This is a genomic window from Mycobacterium sp. NGS61 (assembly GCF_059812325.1).
This window is the reverse complement of record NZ_JCALCL010000002.1, coordinates 390,260-410,660: the sequence shown is the minus strand read 5'-3', so window position 1 is coordinate 410,660 and position 20,401 is coordinate 390,260. Positions and strand designations below refer to the sequence as shown.

Sequence of the window (20,401 nt, the reverse complement as noted above, 5' to 3'; positions counted from 1 at the left end):
GATAGTTGCATGGTTATTCATTAGATTGCAAATTCATTCCGTACACCGCGGGATAGCACCTTGCCCATTGACTCCTCGTCGGTTGGCGCTAAAGTCAACTCGACACGCCGGTGAGGACCTCACCCGATCCCCATCGGAGCCCTGCTACGCAGGAGCAGTTGCTCTCTCGCGCAGTTGATTTCGGCCCAAAGGTAGGACTGCTGGGGTGATCGCAGACCCTAAGATTCCGGCCGGAAACTCTCAGAAATATTTGGTTTAGCGCAATCCTGGCGTGGGGATCTATTGCGCACGTGTTGCCTTCGCGGCGTTCGGGCGTCTGAGGCTCATGGTTTATGTCTGTTTGGGTCATCTGGGGAGATGGACATGTCTGTATTGATCGTGCCTGAATTCGTGGAAGCGGCTGCCGAGCAATTGGCCGGGCTTCGTTCCACATTGGTCGACGTCAGTTCTGCAGCAGTGGGAGCGACGGCTGAGGTGGCGCCGGCGGCCGCAGATGAGGTGTCAGCTGCAATCGCGAGGCTGTTCGGCACCTTTGGTAGCGACTACCAGGCCGCCAGCGCCCAAGCCGCGGCGTATCACCAGGAGTTCGTCAATGCACTGACCCGTGGCGCGACGTCCTACGCTGCCGCGGAAGCGTTGAACGTGTCGGCCCTGTTCAATCTGGGTCAGCTCGCCACCAATATTGAGATCGGTCTCGGCAATCTGGCCGCCGGGCTCAACGGTGCCCTCAACGCATCGTTGGGTGGCTTCGGCCTCTCGCTCGGCGGATCCGGGTCCCTCGGCCTCAACGCCGCGAACGCCTTCCGCGCCTTCGCAGCACTGCCCAGCCTCGGCGCGGGTCTGGCGCTGCAGACTGGCGGGGCGCTTGCCTCTGGCTTCGGCGCGGGGCTTGCCCAAACCGGTCAGATCATCACCAACCTCGGCGTGGGGCTGGGCGGCGCTGGTGCGTCTATCTCGGCCTTGGGCGCGGGACTTACCGGCGAGGCCAACGCTGCGCTTGCGGCGTTCTTGAGCGGAACACTGGGCGCCAACATCTCCGCGAACCTCACCGCAAACTTCACCGGGGCGCTGCCGTCGCTGGCTGCGCTTGCACAAACCGGCGGCGCGTTGATCGGCAACATTTCCGCCGCGCTGAGCGGCGGATTGCCAGCCTTGAACGCTGCATTCAACAGCGGCATCAACGCAATACTCAACCTGGGCGCCAACCTCACCCTGCCCGCCCTGCCCGGCTTCCCCGGCTTCACCTTCCCCGGCCTGGACCTGGACTTCGGCCTGCCCGGCATCACCATCCCCGGCATCCCCGGACTGTCGCTGCCCAACTTCGGCGCCGCCCTGACCGGCGGGCTGAACACCCTGGTCAACCTGGCCGGCAACCTCACCCTGCCCGCCCTGCCCGGCTTCCCCGGCTTCACCTTCCCGGCATTCGACTTCGACTTCACCCTCCCGACCTTCAACTTCCCAGCTCTGCCGATGCTGAGCGCGTCGCTCAACGTCAGCGCACAGGTCGCGGCGAACCTCGGCGCAGCGCTGTCGGGTGCCTTCAACGCCGGACTCGAAGGTGTGGTCAATTCTGGTCAGGTTCTGGCGGCAAGCTTGAGCGCTGGTCTGACGGGGCTTACGCAGACCGGGGCGAATCTGACGGCCAATCTCCTCGGCGCTCTGAGCGGTAGTACCGGAACCGGTTTCGCCCTGGCTGACATCTGGCTGGATGCCGCCAACGAGGTCGCCTCCGTCTTCGGTGGAGCCCTCAACAGCAGCATCAATGCTGGTCTTGCCGGGTTTGGCCAGACCGGCGGGGCGTTGACAGCAGGCCTGCAGGGTGCGCTCAACGGCTTGACTCAGACTGGCGGTGCGTTCTTGGGTTCGCTCGATGACGTCGCCCTCAGCTTGGCCCTGGCCGGTAATGCCGCACTGACCAACTTGCAGTTGGCTCTTCAGGCCGCGATCAATGCCAGCTTCGGCCTGAACGTGGGTTAGGCGACAGGCCCGGCCGCCATTTGTGGGTTTGGCCGGGCCTCAAGCCACTGGCAGCTCAACGGAATCCTGCAGCTCGAACTCGTCGCTCAACTGCAGATCTACTACGCGATAGCTCGCGCGAGTTGTGCGGGCGCGTAGTTCAGCAGCGCCGGAACGATGCCACCAGCGGTAGTACCACCGAGCACGATGGTGATCGGCGGCAACGGGGAAACCGTCACTGTCGCGGTGAACGGTCGTAGCGGCGAAAGAATGCCGCCGATCGGAACACCGACTGTTGCCGGGGGCAATCCGGGTAGCGCCAAGGCCAGCGGCAGCGTCGCCTCGCCGTTGAGGAAGGCGTCGGTGATGATTGCCGGCGATTCGACAAGTGTGGTCAAAGCCGCCGCGAAATTGCCCGCCTGAACGGCATTGACGAAAGTTGTCGCGCTATTGACCGTGGCTATCGTGCTGGTGAGAGGTGCTCCTAGGGCATCGACGGCCAGCGCCAGCGGCAAGCCGAACGTGATGCTGCCGCTCAGCGTCGTGGTGTTGATCGCCGCGGCGATATTGGTGTCCAGCACGGTGTCGATCACGTTGGTGACGTTCTGCGCGAACTCACCCGGGATGCTCAAGATGGGCAACAGGTCACCGAGCGTCCCGACCAGCTTGATGTTCGACAGGTCCGCAGTGTCGAGGCCACTGATCAGGGTGTTGAGCAGTGCACCTCCGACGACGCGCACCGCGCCACCGGTGTCACCCGCCAGAAGGTCCTGGAAGGCCACTTGCAGGCTGGAGGGTATGCCCGCCACCCCAATCGAGAAGTCGCGCGTCGCATTGGTGAGCGACGTCAGCGTCAGCCGCCCATAGTCGTACTGGTTAGCCAGGATCTGCTGCAGGAACGACGAAGGGTCGGCCAGGTAACTGCTGCCGATGCTTCGCAAGTTGGCAACGGTGTTGTTGAACAAATTCTCGTACGGTTCAAGGATCGGAATGCTGTCGCCCAAGCCGGCAGCTACCGCTGCGGCCCCGGGAGCGCCGCTCTGCCCAAAGAGCAGACCGGCGGAACCTGCGTTGCCGCCGCCTCCCTTGGCGCCGGCCCCGGCAGCACCCGCGCCACCACCGCCGCCCGGGCCGCCGTCTCCACCATTCCCGGCAATCGCGGCGTCACCGCCGTTACCACCGGCGCCGCCAGTACCGCCAGTGCCTGCCTGAGAACCAGTCCCGGTGTGAGATCCCCCGGTCCCACCCTCCCCACCGGTTCCGCCACCACCAACCAGGAAGCTGGCTCCGCCGGAACCACCCGCACCGCCGGTGCCACCGGGTTGGCTGCCTCTGGCGGTAGTCCCACCAATGCCGCCGTCGCCGCCACTACCGCCGGTGCCATAGAGCAACCCGCTGGCACCTCCCTGGCCGCCGGCCCCGCCGGTCCCGCCGGACAGGGCGCCCAAAAGGCTGGAGGTGCTGGGTCCGCCTGTGCCGCCGAACCCCCCGGCGCCGCCGTTGCCGATGAGGCCGGCGCTGCCACCAGCACCGCCGATGCCGCCATTACCACCTGTCAGTGCCAGTCCGGACGTGGTGCCACCGTTTCCGCCAGCTCCACCGGCACCCCCGTCGCCGTACAGCAGTCCGGCGTTTCCACCCCGTCCGCCGGCGCCACCGGGTCCACCGATTCCCAAGGTGGCGCCGCTGGCGGCACCGCCACCTCCGCTGCCACCAGATCCCAAAATTCCGACATTGCCGCCAGCACCACCGGCCGCCCCGCCGGTACCCCCGGACGATCCCCCGGCACCCCCAATGCCGACCAACGTGTCTCCGCCGCTGCCGCCGGCCCCGGCGGTACTCGTTCCACCCTCGCCGCCGTTGCCGAAGAAGGCGTTTCCGCCGTTGCCAGCCGGACCCGTCGTACTGGATCCGCCGGCACCACCGCTACCGATGAACCCGCCGTCCGCCCCGGCGGCTCCGGTCCCGGCCCCGCCGCTGCCGCCGTCGCCGACGAACAGGCCGGCCTGACCGGCTGCGCCGCCGGACGGCCCGGCGCCACCACCGCCGCCGTTGCCGAAGAACAGGGCGCTGCCGCCGGCGCCGGCCGCACCCGTGCCACTGCCCCCGCCAGCGCCTCCGTTGCCGTAGAACAATCCACCGGTGCCGCCTCGGCCTCCGGCGCCGGCACCGACCCCGGTGCCCCCAGCACCACCATTGCCGAACAACCCCGCCGCACCGCCGTTGCCGCCGGCGCCATCCGTGGGACCGCCCGCCCCGCCCTTGCCGCCATTACCGAACAGCAGCCCACCCGGCGCGCCGTCGCCGCCTGCGCCTGACCCGGTTCCCGCAGCCCCGTCCGCGCCGTTGCCGATCAGCGGGCGGCCCAACAGTGTCTCGGCGGGCGAGTTGATGGCTGCGGCCAGGGCCTGCGACGCGTTGGCCGCCTCAGCGGCCGCGTACGAGGCCGCACCCGCGTTCAAGGTCTGCACGAACTGGGCGTGAAACGCCGAGGCCTGCGCGTTGAGCGACTGGAATTGTTGGCCGTAGACCCCGAACAGCTGGGAAACCGCCGCCGACACCTCGTCAGCCGCGGCAGCCGCTAACGTCGTCGTCGGGGCCGCCGCGGCGGCAGCGGCGTCGCCGAGCGCCGTGCGAATTCCGGCCAGATTGTCAGCGACCGCGGTGAACAGATCTGGCGTTGCAACCAAGTACGACATTGTTGGCTTCCTCGCTTCGTTGCAGAGTTCGCCTGATCTGTCTCAGGGTGTATCGCAGCCTAAATCGACTCCCGACAATGCGCGGGAATTTACTTGGATTGGCACCTCGCGAATTGCTGCATACCAACTGCGTGCTGCGCCACTGCGCGGACCTGAGGGGATCAACTAGGGAAGGCAGCAGGCTCGTCGGCTCGAAAGCGAGCCCAGCGGAGATCCGTCAAGTTCGCGACTGGATCATTGCAGTTCGGACGAAGAACAATTGATTTCGCAGCATCGGCCTCAATTCGGCAACCATGTAATCAACCGCGCAGAACGGCGCCGACCCGCTCGGCCGCAACCCGCACCGCCGCGTCCCGCGCCGCGCTCGCGTCGTCTTCGGTCAGCGTGCGGTCGGGCGCGCGGAACCGCAGCGCGAACGTCAGCGATTTGCGGTCATCGCCGAGTTGCGCACCGACGTAGACGTCGAACAGTTGAATGTGTTCGAGCAGTTCGCCCGCACCTGCACGGACGGCGTCCTGCACCGCCTGCGCGGGCACGCCGGCGGGCACCACCAGGCTCAGATCCTGGAACACAGCCGGGAACGGTGACACCCGGGGTGCCGGCAGCACCCCAGCGGTGGGGATCGCGTCCAGGTTCAACTCCAGCGCGCAGGCGCCACGCGGGAGGCCCCCGCGCTCGATGACGGCGGGATGCAACTGCCCGGCGTGACCGATCAGGGTGTCGCCGATAAGCACTTCAGCGCATCGACCCGGATGCCACGGCAGGTACTGCGTCGCCCGCAGCGTGACCTCGATTCCGCTGGCGCGCGCAATGATCCGCACCGCCTCGAACGCGTCGGAGGCTTCGACGGCACGACCCGGCCCCCACGGGCCGCGCGGCTCGCGCAGCCCCGCCAGTACCGCGGCGACATGCTGGGGTTGCCGCGGCAGCGACGCGTCCAGTGCCGCGATCTCGGCTGTCGTGGGCCGGCGATCGACCGGGATCAACCCGACGCCGCGGGTGTGCTCGGTGGGTTGCACCACCTGCGCGATCGCGAACAGCGCCAGATCGCCGATACCGCGGGATACGTTGCGGCTCAATGCTTCCAGTAACGCCGGCAACAGCGTGGTGGCCAGCTGCGGTCGGTCGGCTTCCAGCGGGTTGACCACGTTGGTGGTGTTGCGGCGGGGGTCGTCGGCCGCCAACCCCCACACGTCGAATGCCCCGGCCGGCAGAAACGGCGTCGGCAGGATCTCGACGTAGCCGGACAGGGCCAGCGACTTGCCGACCGCACGGCGCCGCTGCTGTTTGGCCGTGAGCCCGCGACCCGCGGGCGCCGCCGGGAGCACCGACGGAATGCCCTCCAAGCCCTCCAGCCGCAGCACCTCCTCAACCAGGTCGGCGGGCTGCTGCAGGTCCGGACGCCAGCTGGGCGGCGTGACGGTCAGGGCGTCGCCTGCTGCGTCCACCCGGGCCCCGATCCGGGTCAGACGCCGCGCGGTGGTCCCTGGCGGGTAGCTCACCCCGGCGAAACGGTCGGGCAGGTTGGCGGGGATCGTGATCGGCCGACCGGCCCAATCCGCGACGGGTGGGTCGCCTCGCCAATCGGTCAGTGTGGGTTCGGCCGTTCCGCCGGCGATCTCCACCAGCAGTTGGGCGCAGCGATCCAATACGGCCACCGAGATGGCCGGGTCGACGACGCGCTCGTACCGGCGGGCGGCCTCACTGGGCAGATGGAGTCGACGCTGGGTGCGCGAAATCGCCGCCGGATCCCAGACGGCGGCCTCGAGCAGCACCTCGGTGGAGTCGGCACGGACCTCGGTGCTGGCCGCCCCCATGACGCCGCCGATCGCGGTGGTCGCGACGTCGTCGACGATCAGGACGTCGGCGGGTTCGAGCTTGCGCTCGATGTCGTCGAGGGTGACGACGGTTTCACCGGCCCGCGCGAAACGGACGGCGAAGCCACCGGTAATCCGGCTCCGGTCGTGCGCGTGCATCGGGTGGCCGAGTTCGAGCATGACGTAGTTGGTGACGTCGACGGCCAGTGACGTGGCCCGGATGCCGCACAGCAGCAGTCGTCGTTGCAGCCACCACGGTGACACCGCGACGGGGTCGATGCCGGTGACCGGACGCAGCGCGAAGCGGCGCACCCCGGTGGCGGGGTCCACCGTCAGCGGCCAGGCCTGCCCGTCGACGGGCAACGGCGCGACCTGCGCGGCGGGATCCACGAAGTCCAGGTCGTAGGCGCAGGCGATCTCGCGAGCCAGGCCGCGCACCGACATGGCGTACCCACGGTCGGGGGTGATGGCCAGATCGAAGACGACGTCGTCGAGACCGAGCACCGCCGCACCGTCGGCTCCTGGTTCGGCGGTTCCCGGAGGCAACACCAGGATCCCGGAATGATCTGTGCCCAAACCGAGTTCGGCGGCTGAACAGATCATGCCGTGGGAATTACGCCCGTAGGTCTTGCGCGCGGCGATGGTGAAGTCCCCGGGCAGGGTGGCCCCGGGTAGTGCCACGACAACCAGCTCGCCGACCGCGAAATTCGTTGCACCGCAGATAATTTCCTGATGTGCATCGGCGCCGACATCCACCAGACATGCCCGGATGGGTTTCTTGAATCCGGTCAGCTCCTCGATCTCGGCCACCCGGCCCACCCGCAGCGGCCCGTCGACCGGGCCGAGCGTGTGCACCTCTTCGACCTCGTGACCCACCCGGACCAGCGCCTGCTCCAATTCAGCGGAGCTGACCTCCCAATCCGGGGCACCGGCGCGGACCACCTCGCGCAACCAGCTGTACGGAACCCGCATCAGGCACCTACCCCGAACGGCAGCGAGAACCGGACGTCGCCTTCGACCATGTCGCGCATGTCGGGAATACCGTTGCGGAACTGCAGGGTTCGCTCCAGACCCATCCCGAAAGCGAACCCGGAGTAGACCTGCGGGTCGATTCCTGCGGCGCGCAACACATTCGGATGCACCATGCCGCAGCCGCCCCACTCCACCCAGTCCGCGCCGCCCTTCTTGCCCTCGAACCACACGTCGACCTCGGCGGAGGGTTCGGTGAACGGAAAGAAGTGCGGGCGCATCCGGGTCCGGGCCAGCGACCCGAATTCGGCGCGCGCGAACGCGTCCAGAGTGCCGCGCAGGTGCGCCATGGTCAGCCCGCGGTCCACCGCCAGACCTTCCACCTGGTGGAAGACCGGCGTATGGGTGGCATCGAGTTCGTCGGTGCGGAAGGTGCGCCCGATCGAAATGATGTACACCGGTAATTCCCGCTCCAACAGCGTGCGCACCTGAACCGGGGAGGTGTGGGTGCGCAGCAGTTGCCGCGAATCCTCCGGCGCGATGTAGAAGGTGTCCTGTTCGCTGCGGGCGGGGTGGTCCGGCGGGAAGTTCAGCGCGTCGAAGTTGAACTGCTCGGTCTCGACCTCCGGCCCCTCAGCCAGCTCCCAGCCCATCGCGACGAAGGTGTCGGCGATGTGCTCGGCCAGAATTGTGATCGGGTGCCGCGCACCGGTCGGCTGCCGCGTCGACGGCAGCGTGACGTCGATACGCTCGGCGACCAGCACGGCCGCGTCCCGCTCGGCGCGCAAAGCAACCAGGCGCTCGTCGTAGGCGCGCTGCGCCTCCCCGCGCGCGATGTTGACGCGTTTGCCGGCGTCAGCGCGTTCATCCTTGGGCAGTGCGCCCAGCGCTTGCCGGGCGAGCGCGAGCGGTGACCGATCGCCGAGGTGTTCGGTCTTGGCGTGCGCGAGCGCATCCAGGCTGGCGGCGGCGGCGATGGCTGATCGCGCGGCCTCAAGCGCCCGCGTCAACGCATCCGGCGACAGATCGACGGGTTGGTCACCCACGCGACGGCACTCTCCTTGCTGACGGGGCTGGTTGGCCACTACCCCGTGCGGTGGGCCCAAACGCGGCCCGCATCAGCGGCGATGAGGTTTGCGACACGGGTATGACGCAACTGCCGATCATAAGTCATGCGATGTTGTGTCAGAGATCACCACAGCGCGCGCCGATCGTCAGGCGCTGACCCCCGGCAGTGGCTGGTCCAGGGCGCCCGCGGCCACGGGCTGCGGCGGTGTCCCGGGGCTGAACCGACGAGCCAGGAGGTGGGCCGCCACTGCACCGATCACTCCCAGCACTGCGCTGATGGCCATCCCGACCATGCTGTGCGCCAGGACCAGGAAGCCGAAGCCCGCAGAATTGAGCAGCATCAGGCAACGCACCGGCGTCCAGCGGGCGGGCACCCGGAATCGCAGGCCGATCGACATGCCCAGGATCAGGGCGATGGCGTGGCCCGCGTTGGTGAACTCCCCGCCCACGACGGCCGCGGACAGGCCGACCGCCAGCCACCAGACGATCCACGCCGGCCGCCAGTAACGCGGGATTGTCGCGGTCAACCCGCCGAGCACCGCCAGCGCGCCGTAACTCATGCCGACGTCGCTGGCTCGGGTGATCGACCATGGCATCCAACCCTCTTTGACCGCCGCCGCCAGCGCTGCGGCGACCAGCAGCGTCGCACCGATGTGGCCGATCAGGAAGGTGGTTACCAGCCGGAGGGAGTGCAGCTGCAATTCGGCCAGGACAAGCAAACAGGTCAGGAACGGCAGCCAGAAATACAGTGGACCGGCCTCCACGACGAACGCGCTGCCCAGCAGGGTTCCCAACCGCCCGTGCGCGAGGTTGTGCAGGTTGGTGCTGGCGTGACGGATGATCCGGTCGTGCGCCTGCGGGCTGATGACCAGCATTGTGGTGCTCACCGCGAACAGGATCGCCACATAGCCCGCGCTGATACGTACGCGGGACAGTCGGGCGAAGATTTGGGCAAACATCAGCTCCCACTATGCCCGGGCGTTTGTCTCATCCGTGTTATCACCGGCTGACAAGTCCCTGCCAGTCTTGAGGCGATAGATCGCCAAGTCCGGCGGGATACCGGTGAGTTTGCTGGAAAACATCGGTCGGCGCGCTCGCCGCGCGGTGACACCGAGTTCGTCGAGCTCGCTTTGCGGGATCAGATCCAGAGTCGGGCTGGAGATCATGACGCCGCCCTTGGTCGCGCGTTCCATCACCCGCGCGGCGATGTTGACGTCGACGCCCAGCCAGTCCGAGCCCAGCCGCTGCGGCCTGCCGGTGTGGATCCCGACCCGCATACGTGGCGAATAACCTTGAACCTCAACGTCTTTGATGGCCTCCTGAGCGGCCATCACCGCCCTGACCGCGGTGCCGGGACGCCGGAACACGGCCATGATGCCGTCGCCCATCCGCTTGACGATGTGGCCGCCCGCGTCGAGCAGCGGGGATTCCACCGCGCGGGCCACCTGCCGCAGCAACGTGAGGGCCGCGTCGTCCCCGGCTTCCAGCGACCAGGTGGAGTATCCGACCAGGTCGGTGAACACCAGCGTCACTTCGGGGTTTGCCGGACGTCGCGAGACGGCCTCGGTCATCGCCTGCCAGACCTGCAGCACGCCCAGACTGACTTCGCGGGACGCCGCGTCGCGGTCCCCCAGCAGCCGGTCGGCGGCCCGCGCGGCGGCACTGGGCCCGCCCTCGCCGGCGGTGGACAGCGGATCGCCGAACTCGGGGTCGCCGGGCAGCAACCGCCGGGCGCGCTTGACGAACCCGACCACACCGGGGCTGCGGTTGGTGCTGCTCAGCCATTTCGCCGGGGACCGTCGCCGGGGGGCGTCTTTGACCGCTGTCGCGGTGTCGCCGGAACCGCCGGACTGCGGTTCGTCTGGCCCGTCCTCCACTCGGCCAGGTTAGGTGCTCGCGGCTCACGCCGGCAACGAGGTCCGTGCCACACGTGTTGAAGAATGAGGCAAATGCGCTGATCACGCGGTTGCGGCGGGGCTATGGAGAGTCCATAACACAGATGCGACACATATGTTCAAATCGTGGACAACGCGTGTTGTCAACGCTTATCGTGAGGCCACATTGGCGCTTTGGAGGCCGTGATGACTGCCACATCGACGACAGCGGCTGACCCTCTCGGGCCCGACTCGCTGACCTGGAAATACTTCGGAGACCTACGCACCGGAATGATGGGCGTCTGGATCGGAGCGATCCAGAACATGTACCCGGGGCTGGGTGCGGGGGTCGAGGAGCATTCGATCCTGTTGCGCGAACCGCTGCAACGGGTGGCTCGGTCGGTCTATCCGATCATGGGAGTGGTCTATGACGGCGACCGGGCGTCGCAGACCGGCAGCCAGATCAGGGGCTACCACGCGACCATCAAAGGCGTCGACAACGCGGGCCGGCGCTATCACGCGCTCAATCCGGAAACGTTCTACTGGGCGCACGCCACGTTCTTCATGCTGGTGGTCAAGGTCGCCGAGTACTTCTGCGGCGGGCTGACCGAGGCCGAGAAGCGTCAGCTGTTCGATGAGCACGTGCAGTGGTATCAGCTGTACGGGATGAGCATGCGTCCAGTGCCCAAGTCATGGGAGGAGTTCCAGGAGTACTGGGAGCGGGTTGGCCGCGAGGAGCTGGAAATCAACCAGGCCACCTTGGACATCTTCAACATCCGGATTCCGAAACCGAAGTTCGTGCTCATGCCCACACCCGTATGGGACCAGATCTTCCGACCGCTGGTGGCGGGTCAGCGCTGGATCGCCGCGGGCCTGTTCGAGCCAGCCGTCCGGGAGAAGGCGGGCATGCATTGGACGCCCGGCGACGAAATTCTGCTGCGGGTGTTCGGCAAGGTCGTCGAGTTGGCGTTTCTGGCCGTGCCCGACGAGATCCGGCTGCACCCGCGCGCGCTGGCCGCCTACCGTCGCTCGGCAGGACAGATCCGCAGCGACGCGCCGCTGGTCGAGGCACCCCGGTTTGTGGCGCCGCCGCGCGACCGGCGCGGCCTACCGATGCATTACTTCCCGCCGCGGCCCAGCACCCGGCTCCCCTCGCCGCTGGACCCGGCCCGCGCGCTGATGGAACGCGCGGGATCGCTGATGCACAGCACGCTGTCAATCGCGGGCTTGCGGCCCTCCCGGGGACGCACCCGCGCCGCGTAACGCACGCGAGCTCTGATACAGGCAGATCGCTGCCGAAGCTGCGACGTTGAGGCTCTCCGCTCCCCCGGACATCGGGATATGCACCCGGTGGTCGGCCCGTCGGGCAATGTCGGTCGGCAAGCCGTGGGATTCCGGGCCGAACAACCACGCCGTCGGCTCGCCCAACAGTGCACCGGCGTCGTCGAGCGAGGTCTCGCCGTCGATCGTCGTCGCCAACGCCTGCAGACCGGCCGCCCGCAATCGGGTCAGTACCCCGGCCGCGTCCGGGTCGACGACGACGGGGACCGCGAAGATGCTGCCGGTGGAGGCGCGCAAGCACTTGCCGTTATAGGGGTCGACGCTGTGGCCGGTGAAAATCACCGCAGCCGCGCCCATCGCGTCAGCGATCCGGATGAGCGTGCCCGCGTTGCCGGGTTCGCCGAGGTCCACGGCGACCGCCACCAGCCGAGCGGACGTGCCCAACACCTCGTCCAGCCCGGTGTCCGGGATCCGGCAGACCGCGACCAACCCGGACGGGGTGACGGTCTCGGACAACGCCTTGGCGGCCCGCTCGGTCACCAGGTGCACCGGCACCTGCGGCCCGTTGAGCAAGCCTTCGTGGCGCCGTGCGGCGTCTTCGGTGACGAAGATCTCCCGGATCAGACGGCGCGCGAGCGCCGCCTCGACCAGGTTCGGGCCTTCGGCCAGGAAAAGTCCCGCCCGGCGGCGGCCGACCTGGCGGTGCAACTTCACCGCGGCGACCACCCGCGCCGAGCGTTCCGTGAGCACGGCCGGCAGGTTAGGCAGCTTCTCCCGACGGGGCGTTGACGTCCCCGGGCAGCGCGGCGCGGGCCACCTCGACGAGCGCGGTGAACGCGGCCGGATCGGTGATCGCGATATCGGCGAGGTTCTTGCGGTCCACCTCGACACCCGCTGCCTTCAGACCCTGAATCAGCCGGTTGTAGGTGATGTCGTTGGCACGTGCTGCGGCGTTGATCCGCGAGATCCACAACTTGCGGAACTCGCCCTTGCGGGCGCGGCGGTCACGGTAGGCGTAGTTCAGCGAATGCAGCTGCTGCTCTTTGGCCTTGCGGTAGAGCCGGGATCGCTGACCGCGATAGCCCTTCGATGCCTTCAGGACGCTGCGCCGCTTCTTGTGGGCGTTGACCGCCCGCTTTACGCGTGCCATGGGGGTTCCTACTCTCGTTCAAACGTGATCGGTCGGGGGCTGACGCCAGCCCGAGGTCGGTGGATGGGACGACGCGCGGTCAGCCGTTGAGCAGCGAGTTGATCCGCTTGGCGTCGTTGGGCGACACGACGGTGCGACCGTCCAGTCGCCGGGTGCGCTTGCTCGCCTTGTGCTCGAGCAGGTGCCGGCGGTTGGCTTTCTGGCGGACGATCTTCCCGGTGCCGGTGCGCCGGAACCGCTTCGAGGCCCCGCTGTGGGTCTTGGCCTTGGGCATGATTCTTCGGTTCCTTCTGGTTCTTCGAGGTTGTACTGGCAGTTAGTTGGCCGACGGCGTGTCGTCGTCGGCGGGCACGGCGCCCGGCTCGCCGTCGTGGCGCGCCTTGGCGCGGGTCTTCGCGCCGCGGTGCGGTGCCAGCACCATCGTCATGTTGCGGCCGTCCTGCTTGGCCGACGTTTCGACGAATCCGTATTCGGCGACGTCGGCTCCCAGACGCTGCAGCAGTCGGTAACCCAACTCGGGCCTGGACTGCTCGCGTCCGCGGAACATGATGGTCACCTTGACCTTCGAGCCGGCTTCGAGGAAGCGGACCACGTGGCCCTTCTTCGTCTCGTAGTCGTGGTCGTCGATCTTGGGTCGCAGCTTCTGTTCCTTGACGACGGTCTGCTGCTGGTTCCTGCGCGATTCGCGCGCCTTCTGCGCCGCCTCGTACTTGTACTTGCCGTAGTCCATGATCTTGCAGACCGGTGGTCTGGCGTTCGGAGCAACTTCGACAAGGTCGAGATCGGCGTCCGCGGCGACGCGAAGTGCGTCTTCGATACGCACGATGCCTACCTGCTCTCCGCCAGGGCCGATCAATCGAACTTCAGGCACGCGAATGCGCTCGTTGACGCGGGTCTCAGTGCTGATGGGGCCTCCCTCGTTGGCTGCTATTCCACGCGGCCCAGGCCGGTACCGGGCCGGGAACAGCGGAGGGGACACCAACCATCAGCAAAAAAGCCCTGCAGCAGCAGGGCCCAATGCCGACCGGTCACGGCCTGAAATCACTCAAACCGCCAGCGCCGAAACGCAGAACAGACATCTCGGAAAATGCCTGTGACCGGACCGGATAACCTGCAAACTGGCTCAGACGCCTGCTCGTGGTCACCGGTGGGAGTGGGACTCCACTTAACGTTCCCTGGCCGTGGCCGGGATGGTCGCAGCAGTCAGTCTAACAGCAGTAATGCGTGGGCTCGGCAACGCGCCACTTAGCGAGGGGATGGCATGCTCAGGATTTTCCCGGTCTCAACGAATATCCTCGCCGTCTGTGACACTCACTAAGGCTCATTCGGCGCGCCGGGCGCGTTCCCGGTACCACTGGCTGCCCGCCGCAGCCGGCTGGACGGTCGGCGTGATCGCGACCGTATCGCTGCTGGCCAGCGTCTCGCCGCTGATCCGCTACCTGATCCACGCGCCGCGGGTGTTCATCAACAGCTACCTGTTCAACTTCCCCGACACCAGCTTCGCCTGGTCGTTCGTGCTGGCCCTGCTGGCCGCGGCGCTGGCCGCACGCAAGCGCATCGCCTGGCTGGTGCTGCTCGGCAACATGGCGGTCCACGCCGTGCTGAACGCCGCCGACATCGCCGCCGGTGGAAACACCCCGGCTGAGGCGTTCGGCGAGAACCTCGGCTTTGCCTTCCACGTGGTGACGATCGTCCTGCTGGTCTTGGGCTACCGGGAGTTCTGGGCCAAAGTGCGCCGCGGCGCGCTGCTGCGGGCGGCCGCGGTGCTGGTGACCGGTGGTGCGATCGGCATCCTCGCGTCGTGGGGCCTGGTCGAGATGTTCCCCGGCAGCCTCGCGCCCGGCGACCGGCTCCCTTATGTCGTCAACCGCGTGATCGGCTTCGGCGTGGCCGATCCCGAACTGTTCACCGGGCGCCCGCACGTCTTCCTCAACGCGATCTTCGGGCTCTTCGGCGCCTTCGCGTTGATTGCGGCGACGATCGTGCTGTTCATGTCCCAGCGCGCCGACAATGCCCTGACCGGCGAGGACGAGTCGGCGATCCGCGGGCTGGTCGAGTTGTGGGGCAAGAACGACTCCCTGGCGTACTTCGCCACCCGCCGCGACAAATCAGTGGTTTTCGCCCCCAGCGGGCGCGCCGCCATCACTTATCGGGTCGAGATCGGTGTCTGCCTTGCCAGCGGCGACCCGGTGGGCGACCCGCGGGCGTGGCCGCAGGCCGTCGAGGCCTGGCTGCAGTTGTGCCAGACCTACGGCTGGTCCCCGGGCGTCATGGGTGCCAGCTCGGCGGGGGCGCAGATCTACCGTGAGGCGGGACTCAACGCGCTCGAGCTGGGCGACGAGGCGATTCTTCGCCCCGCTGATTTCAAGTTGTCCGGACCCGACATGCGGGGGGTGCGTCAGGCGGTGACGCGGGCGCGCCGGGCCGGGCTCAGCGTTCGCATCCGGCGCCACCGCGACATCTCCGAAGAAGAGATGGCGCAGACGATCGCCCGGGCAGATGCCTGGCGCGACACCGAAACCGAGCGCGGTTTCTCCATGGCACTGGGCCGGCTCGGTGATCCGGCCGACGCCGACTGCCTGCTGGTGGAGGCCATCGACCCCAACCACCAGGTGGTGGCAATGCTGTCGATGGTGCCGTGGGGCAGCACCGGCGTCTCCCTGGACTTGATGCGGCGTTCTCGCCAGTCCCCCAACGGCACCATCGAGCTGATGGTCAGCGAGTTGGCTCTGCGTGCCGAAACCCTTGGCATCAACCGCATTTCGCTGAATTTCGCCATGTTCCGGGCGGCGTTCGAACAGGGCGCGCAACTCGGCGCCGGACCGGTCGCCCGGTTGTGGCGCGGGCTGTTGGTCTTCTTCTCGCGGTGGTGGCAACTCGAGACGCTCTACCGCTCCAACATGAAGTACCAGCCCGACTGGGTGCCCCGTTACGCCTGCTATGACGATGCCCGGTTGATGCCGAAGGTCGGTGTCGCTTCAGCGCTGGCCGAGGGTTTCCTCTCGCTGCCGTTCACCCGACGCGACAAGGTGCACACCGGCCACCATCCCGCCGTGCCGCAGCGACTGGCGGAGTCCGGGCTGTTGCACCCCGATGGCACCGCGCCGGACATCAGCGGCCTGCAAGTCGACGACCTACCCGAGACCGAGGACGGCCGGCGGCGCCAGCCCGAGCAGGTGCGGGTACGCCTGGCGAAGCTGAAGAAACTGCGCGACAACGGCATTGACGCCTACCCCGTGGGTGAGCCGCCGACCCACACCGTCGTCGCGGCGCTCGATGCCGACGACGAGACCAGTATTTCGGTGTCGGGCCGGATCTTGCGAGTGCGCAATTACGGTGGCGTGCTGTTTGCGCAGCTGCGCGACTGGACCGGTGAAATTCAAGTGCTGCTGGACAATTCCCGTCTGCAACAGGGTCGTGCGGCTGATTTCAACGCCGCGATCGATCTCGGTGACCTGCTGGAGATGTCCGGCCACATGGGTTTCAGCGACAAGGGCACCCGGTCCCTAATCGTGACCAGTTGGCGTCTGATCGGGAAATGCCTGCGACCGCTGCCGGATAAGTGGAAGGGACTGACCGACCCCGAGGCCCGCGTGCGGACCCGCTATGTGGACCTGGCCGTCAATATCGAATCGCGCGACCTGATCACCTCGCGCAGCGCCGTGCTGCGTTCGATCCGCGAGACGCTGTTCGCCAAGGGATTCATCGAGGTCGAGACACCGATCCTGCAGCAGGTGCACGGTGGAGCCACCGCCCGCCCGTTCGTCACCCACATCAACGCCTACACGATGGACCTGTTTCTGCGCATCGCCCCGGAGCTCTACCTCAAACGGCTCTGCGTGGGCGGCGTGGAACGGGTCTTCGAACTCGGCCGGGCGTTCCGCAACGAAGGCGTCGACTTCAGCCACAACCCGGAATTCACCCTGCTGGAGGCGTATCAGGCGCACGCCGACTACATGGTCTGGGTCGACGGGTGCCGTGAACTGATCCAGAACGCCGCCGAGGCCGCCAACGGCGCCCAGACCGCGATGCGGCCCCGAAGCCAGGATGACTCGGTCAGCTCGGGCGGGCTCGAGCCGGTCGACATCTCCGGAGTCTGGCCGGTCAAGACGGTGCACGACGCGGTTTCCGAAGCCCTCGGCGAGCACATCGACGCCGACACCAGTCTGGCCAAGCTGCGCAAGCTGTCCGACGCCGCCCGCATCCCGTATCGGGGGTACTGGGACGCCGGCGCGGTGGTGCTGGAGCTCTACGAGCACCTGGTTGAGGACCGCACCGAGAAACCCACGTTCTACACCGACTTCCCCACCTCGGTGTCCCCGCTGACCAGACCGCATCGGAGCAAACGCGGTGTCGCCGAACGCTGGGACCTGGTGGCGTGGGGGGTCGAGCTCGGCACGGCCTACAGCGAACTCACCGATCCGGTGGAACAACGGCGACGCCTCGAGGAGCAGTCCCTGCTCGCCGCCGGCGGCGACCCCGAGGCGATGGAGCTCGACGAGGACTTCCTGCAGGCGATGGAATACGCGATGCCGCCCACCGGCGGGCTGGGCATGGGCGTGGACCGGGTGGTGATGCTGATCACCGGGCGCAGCATCCGCGAGACGCTGCCCTTCCCGCTGGCCAAGCCGCATTAGCTCGTGATCCGGATCGCCGATAACCGGGGCAAGTAACCTATCGGGCATGCCCGAGCAACCGTCTGCTCCCGACGCCGAGCCACCGCCCGACGTCGGCTACGACAAGTCCGGCGTGCCGACCTTCGACTCGGTGCGCGAGAAGATCGAAAACCGCTACGGCGCCGCCCTGGGCGCCGAGGAACTCGCAGCCGAGACGGCCGAGGGCCGCTCCGTCGCAGACGAGTACGAGCAGCGCCAGCGGGCCGCCGCCCAGCGCCTGGCGCAGATCCGGGAGTCGATGCGCACCGATGAGTGACACCGTCCCGACCTCGCGCGCGGGTCTGCAGTTCGGACCCTACCGACTCGGACGACTATTGGGACGCGGTGGCATGGGCGAGGTCTACGAGGCCCATGACACGGTCAAAGACCGCACTGTCGCGCTCAAATTGATGTCCCGGGAGTTGAACTCCGATGCAGTATTCCGCAGGCGCATGCAACGCGAAGCCCATACCGCGGGGCGTCTGCAGGAACCACATATCGTGCCGATCCACGACTACGGCGAAATCGACGGCCAGCTGTTCATCGACATGCGCGTCATCGAGGGCGAGGACCTCGGATCGCTGCTGAAGCGCACCGGCGCACTGCCGCCGCCGCGCGCAGTGGCGATCATCACCCAGGTGGCGGCCGCGCTGGACGCTGCGCACCGCGCCGCGGTCATCCACCGCGACATCAAACCGGAGAACATCCTGATCACCGGCGACGACTTCGCCTACCTGGTCGACTTCGGAATCGCCGCCGCCGCAACGGATCAGCAGCTCACCAGGACAGGGACCGCGGTCGGCAGCTGGCGTTATATGGCACCCGAACGGTTCTCCGACGACGAGACCACCTACCGCTCCGACATCTACGGCCTGGCCTGCGTGCTCTACGAGTGCCTCACCGGTGTGCCGCCGTACCAGACGCAGAACCTCAGCGCCCTGATGGCCGCGCATTTGATGCAACCGATCCCGCAGCCGAGCCGGGTGGGCCGCGGCGTGCCGAGGGCTTTCGACGACGTGATCGCGCGCGGCATGGCCAAGGAACCCGAGGCCCGCTACCCGACCGCCGGAGACCTCGCCCGCGCCGCCAACCACGCGCTCAGCGCGCCGGACCAGGACCGCGCAGCCACCATGATCGCCCACAGCCAGCACTACGCTCCGCCGCCCAGCGGTCCGGTGCCCCGGCACTGGCCGGCGCCACCGCCTCCACCATGGCAACCGGCCCCGCAGCGCCGACGCTGGCTCATACCCGCCGCCGCGCTGGTGGTCGTGCTGACCCTGATCGGTGCCGGCAGCTGGGTCGCCGTGAACCGCAACGACAATAGCGGCGGGCCACCGGTAAGCCGTGAGACCACCACCGCCACCAGCACCGCCACAATTGCCACCACAACCTCGGCGGCACCGACAGTTACTGCTGCACAACTAGATTCGTTGCTGCTCAGCCCAACGGAGATCGACGCGCTGGTATTCACGACGGGCATCGTCGTCGACCACAACGTGACGGAGATGAAGGACCCGGGACCGGAGAACTCGTTGTCCGATGAACGATGCCTCGGGCCGCTCATCGGTTATCAGACGCGGACCTACAAGAGCAGTGGTTACACCGGGATGCTTGCGCAACTCTTGAAGAAGCCGAATTCCGATCCGGGCTACGTGGTGGTGCAGGGCGGGGTCATCTTCGCCTCGGCCGACCAGGCGCTCGCATTCGTCGCTGGTCAGGCGGAGTCGTGGCGCTACTGCGCCGGCAAGACCGTGACTCAGGTCAACCAGGGTAAGACCTCGCAGTGGACGTTCCGGGACGTCAGCGGCACTCCACCGTCTATCGCGATGCAGCGCACGCTGGCCGGCAGTTCGGTGATCTGCCAGCACGTGCTGAGCGCGGCGTCCAATGTGGTCTTCGATGTCAACGTCTGCGCACCCGCAACCGTCAACCAGGCCAGGCTGATCGCCAATCAAATGGCCGCCAAACTACCCCAGTGATCCTGAGCTCTCGCTGACCGGGCTGAGTCACCTATTGACGTAAGGGGTATGTCCCGGACATGGATTGGCTGATGTCGCACGCTGCTGCGATCGGCTCGGCGCTACTGGCGTCGTTGGTCGCGGCGGTGGGCATCGTGGTGCGACAAGCTGCCCTGCAACGACCCGGGGAGGATCACGCGAGCGCGGCGGCCGTGCTCCGCGACCGGTTGTGGTGGGCCGGGACAGCCGCCGCCGGTGCCGGTTACGCATTTCAGGCCATGGCACTGGCGCACGGCTCCCTGCTGCTGGTGCAGCCGCTGCTGGTGTCGTCGCTGCTGTTCGTGCTGCCGCTGAGCGCCCGTCGGTCCGGCGACCGGGTGACCGGGGCCGAGTGGGCGTGGGCGACACTGCTGACGGCCGCCCTGGCGGTCTTCGTGCTGGTGGGTCAACCGCGGGAAGGGCACTACCGGCCGCCGGTGCCGGCGTGGACGATGGCGCTCGCTGTCGCGGTACCGGCCGTCGTGGTCTGCGTGCTTGTGGCCCGCCGCACCACCGGCCGGACCCGTGCAGCGGCGCTGGGCGTCGCGGTGGCGGTCGGCCTCGGCATGATCGCGGTGTTGACCAAGACCTGCACCCATCGGTTCGGGGCGGGCGGCTGGCATGCCCTGCTCACCGTCCCGGCGCCGTATCTGCTTGTGGCGCTGGCGATCCTGGTGACCGTGTTGCAGCAGTGGGCCTTCAAGGCCGGCGCGCTGCAGGCCTCGGTACCGATCATGCTGGTCGGTGAACCCGTGGTCGCGGTGCTGCTCGGCGTGATCGTGCTGGGCGAAGTGCTGACCGTGCACGGCGTCGGCGTCGTCGCGCTGCCGGCCGCGGTGGCGGCGATGTTGGCGGCCACCGTCGCGCTGGGCCGCGGCGAGGGCGCTCAGACCGAGGAAGCGGCTCGGCAACCGCTGGTTCGGTGAGATCCGGCC

At 67.7% G+C, this 20,401-nt stretch carries 15 protein-coding genes; 6 read left to right on the top strand and 9 right to left on the bottom strand.

Features of this window, described 5'->3' with window-relative positions; genetic code table 11:
• Window positions 1–357 precede the first annotated feature (357 nt).
• Window positions 358–1,977, top strand: coding sequence for a PE family protein (locus tag AC5Y3Z_RS06540; protein WP_500000285.1), 1,620 nt, complete (start codon window positions 358–360; stop codon window positions 1,975–1,977).
• 101 nt (window positions 1,978–2,078) lie between these two features.
• Here AC5Y3Z_RS06540 and AC5Y3Z_RS06535 read toward each other — a convergent pair whose 3' ends face one another.
• From AC5Y3Z_RS06535 to AC5Y3Z_RS06515, 5 genes are all read right to left on the bottom strand, one after another.
• The gene (locus tag AC5Y3Z_RS06535) at window positions 2,079–4,655 is read right to left on the bottom strand and encodes a PE family protein (RefSeq protein WP_463825258.1); all 2,577 of its coding nucleotides are present in this window, start codon (window positions 4,653–4,655) and stop codon (window positions 2,079–2,081) included.
• A gap of 299 nt (window positions 4,656–4,954) precedes the next feature.
• Window positions 4,955–7,444, bottom strand: coding sequence for a phenylalanine--tRNA ligase subunit beta (gene pheT / locus AC5Y3Z_RS06530; protein WP_463825257.1), 2,490 nt, complete (start codon window positions 7,442–7,444; stop codon window positions 4,955–4,957).
• Entirely contained in the window at window positions 7,444–8,487 is a 1,044-nt protein-coding gene (pheS, locus tag AC5Y3Z_RS06525; RefSeq protein WP_463825256.1) for a phenylalanine--tRNA ligase subunit alpha, read from the bottom strand. Before pheS ends, pheT begins: the two co-directional genes overlap by 1 nt.
• A 168-nt stretch (window positions 8,488–8,655) precedes the next feature.
• Window positions 8,656–9,468 (bottom strand): rhomboid-like protein, encoded by an 813-nt coding sequence (locus AC5Y3Z_RS06520; RefSeq protein ID WP_463825255.1) that lies wholly within the window; start codon window positions 9,466–9,468, stop codon window positions 8,656–8,658.
• A 9-nt stretch (window positions 9,469–9,477) separates the two neighbouring features.
• Window positions 9,478–10,386, bottom strand: coding sequence for an adenylate/guanylate cyclase domain-containing protein (locus tag AC5Y3Z_RS06515; RefSeq protein WP_463825254.1), 909 nt, complete (start codon window positions 10,384–10,386; stop codon window positions 9,478–9,480).
• A gap of 204 nt (window positions 10,387–10,590) precedes the next feature.
• Between AC5Y3Z_RS06515 and AC5Y3Z_RS06510 the strand changes: the two genes are divergently transcribed.
• Entirely contained in the window at window positions 10,591–11,646 is a 1,056-nt protein-coding gene (locus tag AC5Y3Z_RS06510) for an oxygenase MpaB family protein (RefSeq protein ID WP_463825253.1), read from the top strand.
• On the opposite strand, the gene AC5Y3Z_RS06505 is transcribed toward AC5Y3Z_RS06510, so the two are convergent.
• From AC5Y3Z_RS06505 to infC, 4 genes are all read right to left on the bottom strand, one after another.
• The gene (locus AC5Y3Z_RS06505) at window positions 11,599–12,414 is read right to left on the bottom strand and encodes a TrmH family RNA methyltransferase (protein ID WP_463825252.1); all 816 of its coding nucleotides are present in this window, start codon (window positions 12,412–12,414) and stop codon (window positions 11,599–11,601) included. The genes AC5Y3Z_RS06510 and AC5Y3Z_RS06505 overlap by 48 nt on opposite strands.
• Window positions 12,415–12,424: 10 nt before the next feature.
• Entirely contained in the window at window positions 12,425–12,814 is a 390-nt protein-coding gene (rplT, locus tag AC5Y3Z_RS06500) for a 50S ribosomal protein L20 (protein ID WP_463825251.1), read from the bottom strand.
• A gap of 79 nt (window positions 12,815–12,893) precedes the next feature.
• On the bottom strand, window positions 12,894–13,088 hold the full coding sequence (rpmI, locus tag AC5Y3Z_RS06495) for a 50S ribosomal protein L35 (RefSeq protein WP_463825250.1): 195 nt from the start codon (window positions 13,086–13,088) through the stop codon (window positions 12,894–12,896).
• Between the two features lie 42 nt (window positions 13,089–13,130).
• Entirely contained in the window at window positions 13,131–13,721 is a 591-nt protein-coding gene (infC, locus tag AC5Y3Z_RS06490) for a translation initiation factor IF-3 (RefSeq protein ID WP_463825461.1), read from the bottom strand.
• Window positions 13,722–14,070: 349 nt separating this feature from the next.
• Between infC and lysX the strand changes: the two genes are divergently transcribed.
• From lysX to AC5Y3Z_RS06470, 4 genes are all read left to right on the top strand, one after another.
• Entirely contained in the window at window positions 14,071–17,451 is a 3,381-nt protein-coding gene (lysX, locus tag AC5Y3Z_RS06485) for a bifunctional lysylphosphatidylglycerol synthetase/lysine--tRNA ligase LysX (protein ID WP_463825249.1), read from the top strand.
• 46 nt (window positions 17,452–17,497) lie between these two features.
• A complete protein-coding gene (locus AC5Y3Z_RS06480; RefSeq protein WP_463825248.1) occupies window positions 17,498–17,746 on the top strand; it encodes a hypothetical protein in 249 nt (82 codons plus the stop codon).
• A complete protein-coding gene (locus AC5Y3Z_RS06475; RefSeq protein WP_463825247.1) occupies window positions 17,739–19,448 on the top strand; it encodes a serine/threonine-protein kinase PknH/PknJ in 1,710 nt (569 codons plus the stop codon). The genes AC5Y3Z_RS06480 and AC5Y3Z_RS06475 overlap by 8 nt, the downstream gene beginning before the upstream one ends.
• 71 nt (window positions 19,449–19,519) lie before the next feature.
• Window positions 19,520–20,392, top strand: a complete 873-nt coding sequence (locus AC5Y3Z_RS06470; RefSeq protein WP_463825246.1) for a DMT family transporter — start codon at window positions 19,520–19,522, stop codon at window positions 20,390–20,392.
• The last annotated feature ends 9 nt before the right edge of the window (window positions 20,393–20,401 follow it).

Excerpts from the sequence above, each read along its gene's own strand:
- AC5Y3Z_RS06540 (WP_500000285.1), top strand. The coding sequence starts at position 358 with ATGGACATGTCTGTATTGATCGTGCCTGAATTCGTGGAAGCGGCTGCC.
- AC5Y3Z_RS06535 (WP_463825258.1), bottom strand. The coding sequence starts at position 4,655 with ATGTCGTACTTGGTTGCAACGCCAGATCTGTTCACCGCGGTCGCTGAC.
- pheT (WP_463825257.1), bottom strand. The coding sequence starts at position 7,444 with ATGCGGGTTCCGTACAGCTGGTTGCGCGAGGTGGTCCGCGCCGGTGCC.
- AC5Y3Z_RS06520 (WP_463825255.1), bottom strand. The coding sequence starts at position 9,468 with ATGTTTGCCCAAATCTTCGCCCGACTGTCCCGCGTACGTATCAGCGCG.
- AC5Y3Z_RS06510 (WP_463825253.1), top strand. The coding sequence starts at position 10,591 with ATGACTGCCACATCGACGACAGCGGCTGACCCTCTCGGGCCCGACTCG.
- rplT (WP_463825251.1), bottom strand. The coding sequence starts at position 12,814 with ATGGCACGCGTAAAGCGGGCGGTCAACGCCCACAAGAAGCGGCGCAGC.
- rpmI (WP_463825250.1), bottom strand. The coding sequence starts at position 13,088 with ATGCCCAAGGCCAAGACCCACAGCGGGGCCTCGAAGCGGTTCCGGCGC.
- lysX (WP_463825249.1), top strand. The coding sequence starts at position 14,071 with ATGGCATGCTCAGGATTTTCCCGGTCTCAACGAATATCCTCGCCGTCT.
- AC5Y3Z_RS06480 (WP_463825248.1), top strand. The coding sequence starts at position 17,498 with ATGCCCGAGCAACCGTCTGCTCCCGACGCCGAGCCACCGCCCGACGTC.
- AC5Y3Z_RS06475 (WP_463825247.1), top strand. The coding sequence starts at position 17,739 with ATGAGTGACACCGTCCCGACCTCGCGCGCGGGTCTGCAGTTCGGACCC.
- AC5Y3Z_RS06470 (WP_463825246.1), top strand. The coding sequence starts at position 19,520 with ATGTCGCACGCTGCTGCGATCGGCTCGGCGCTACTGGCGTCGTTGGTC.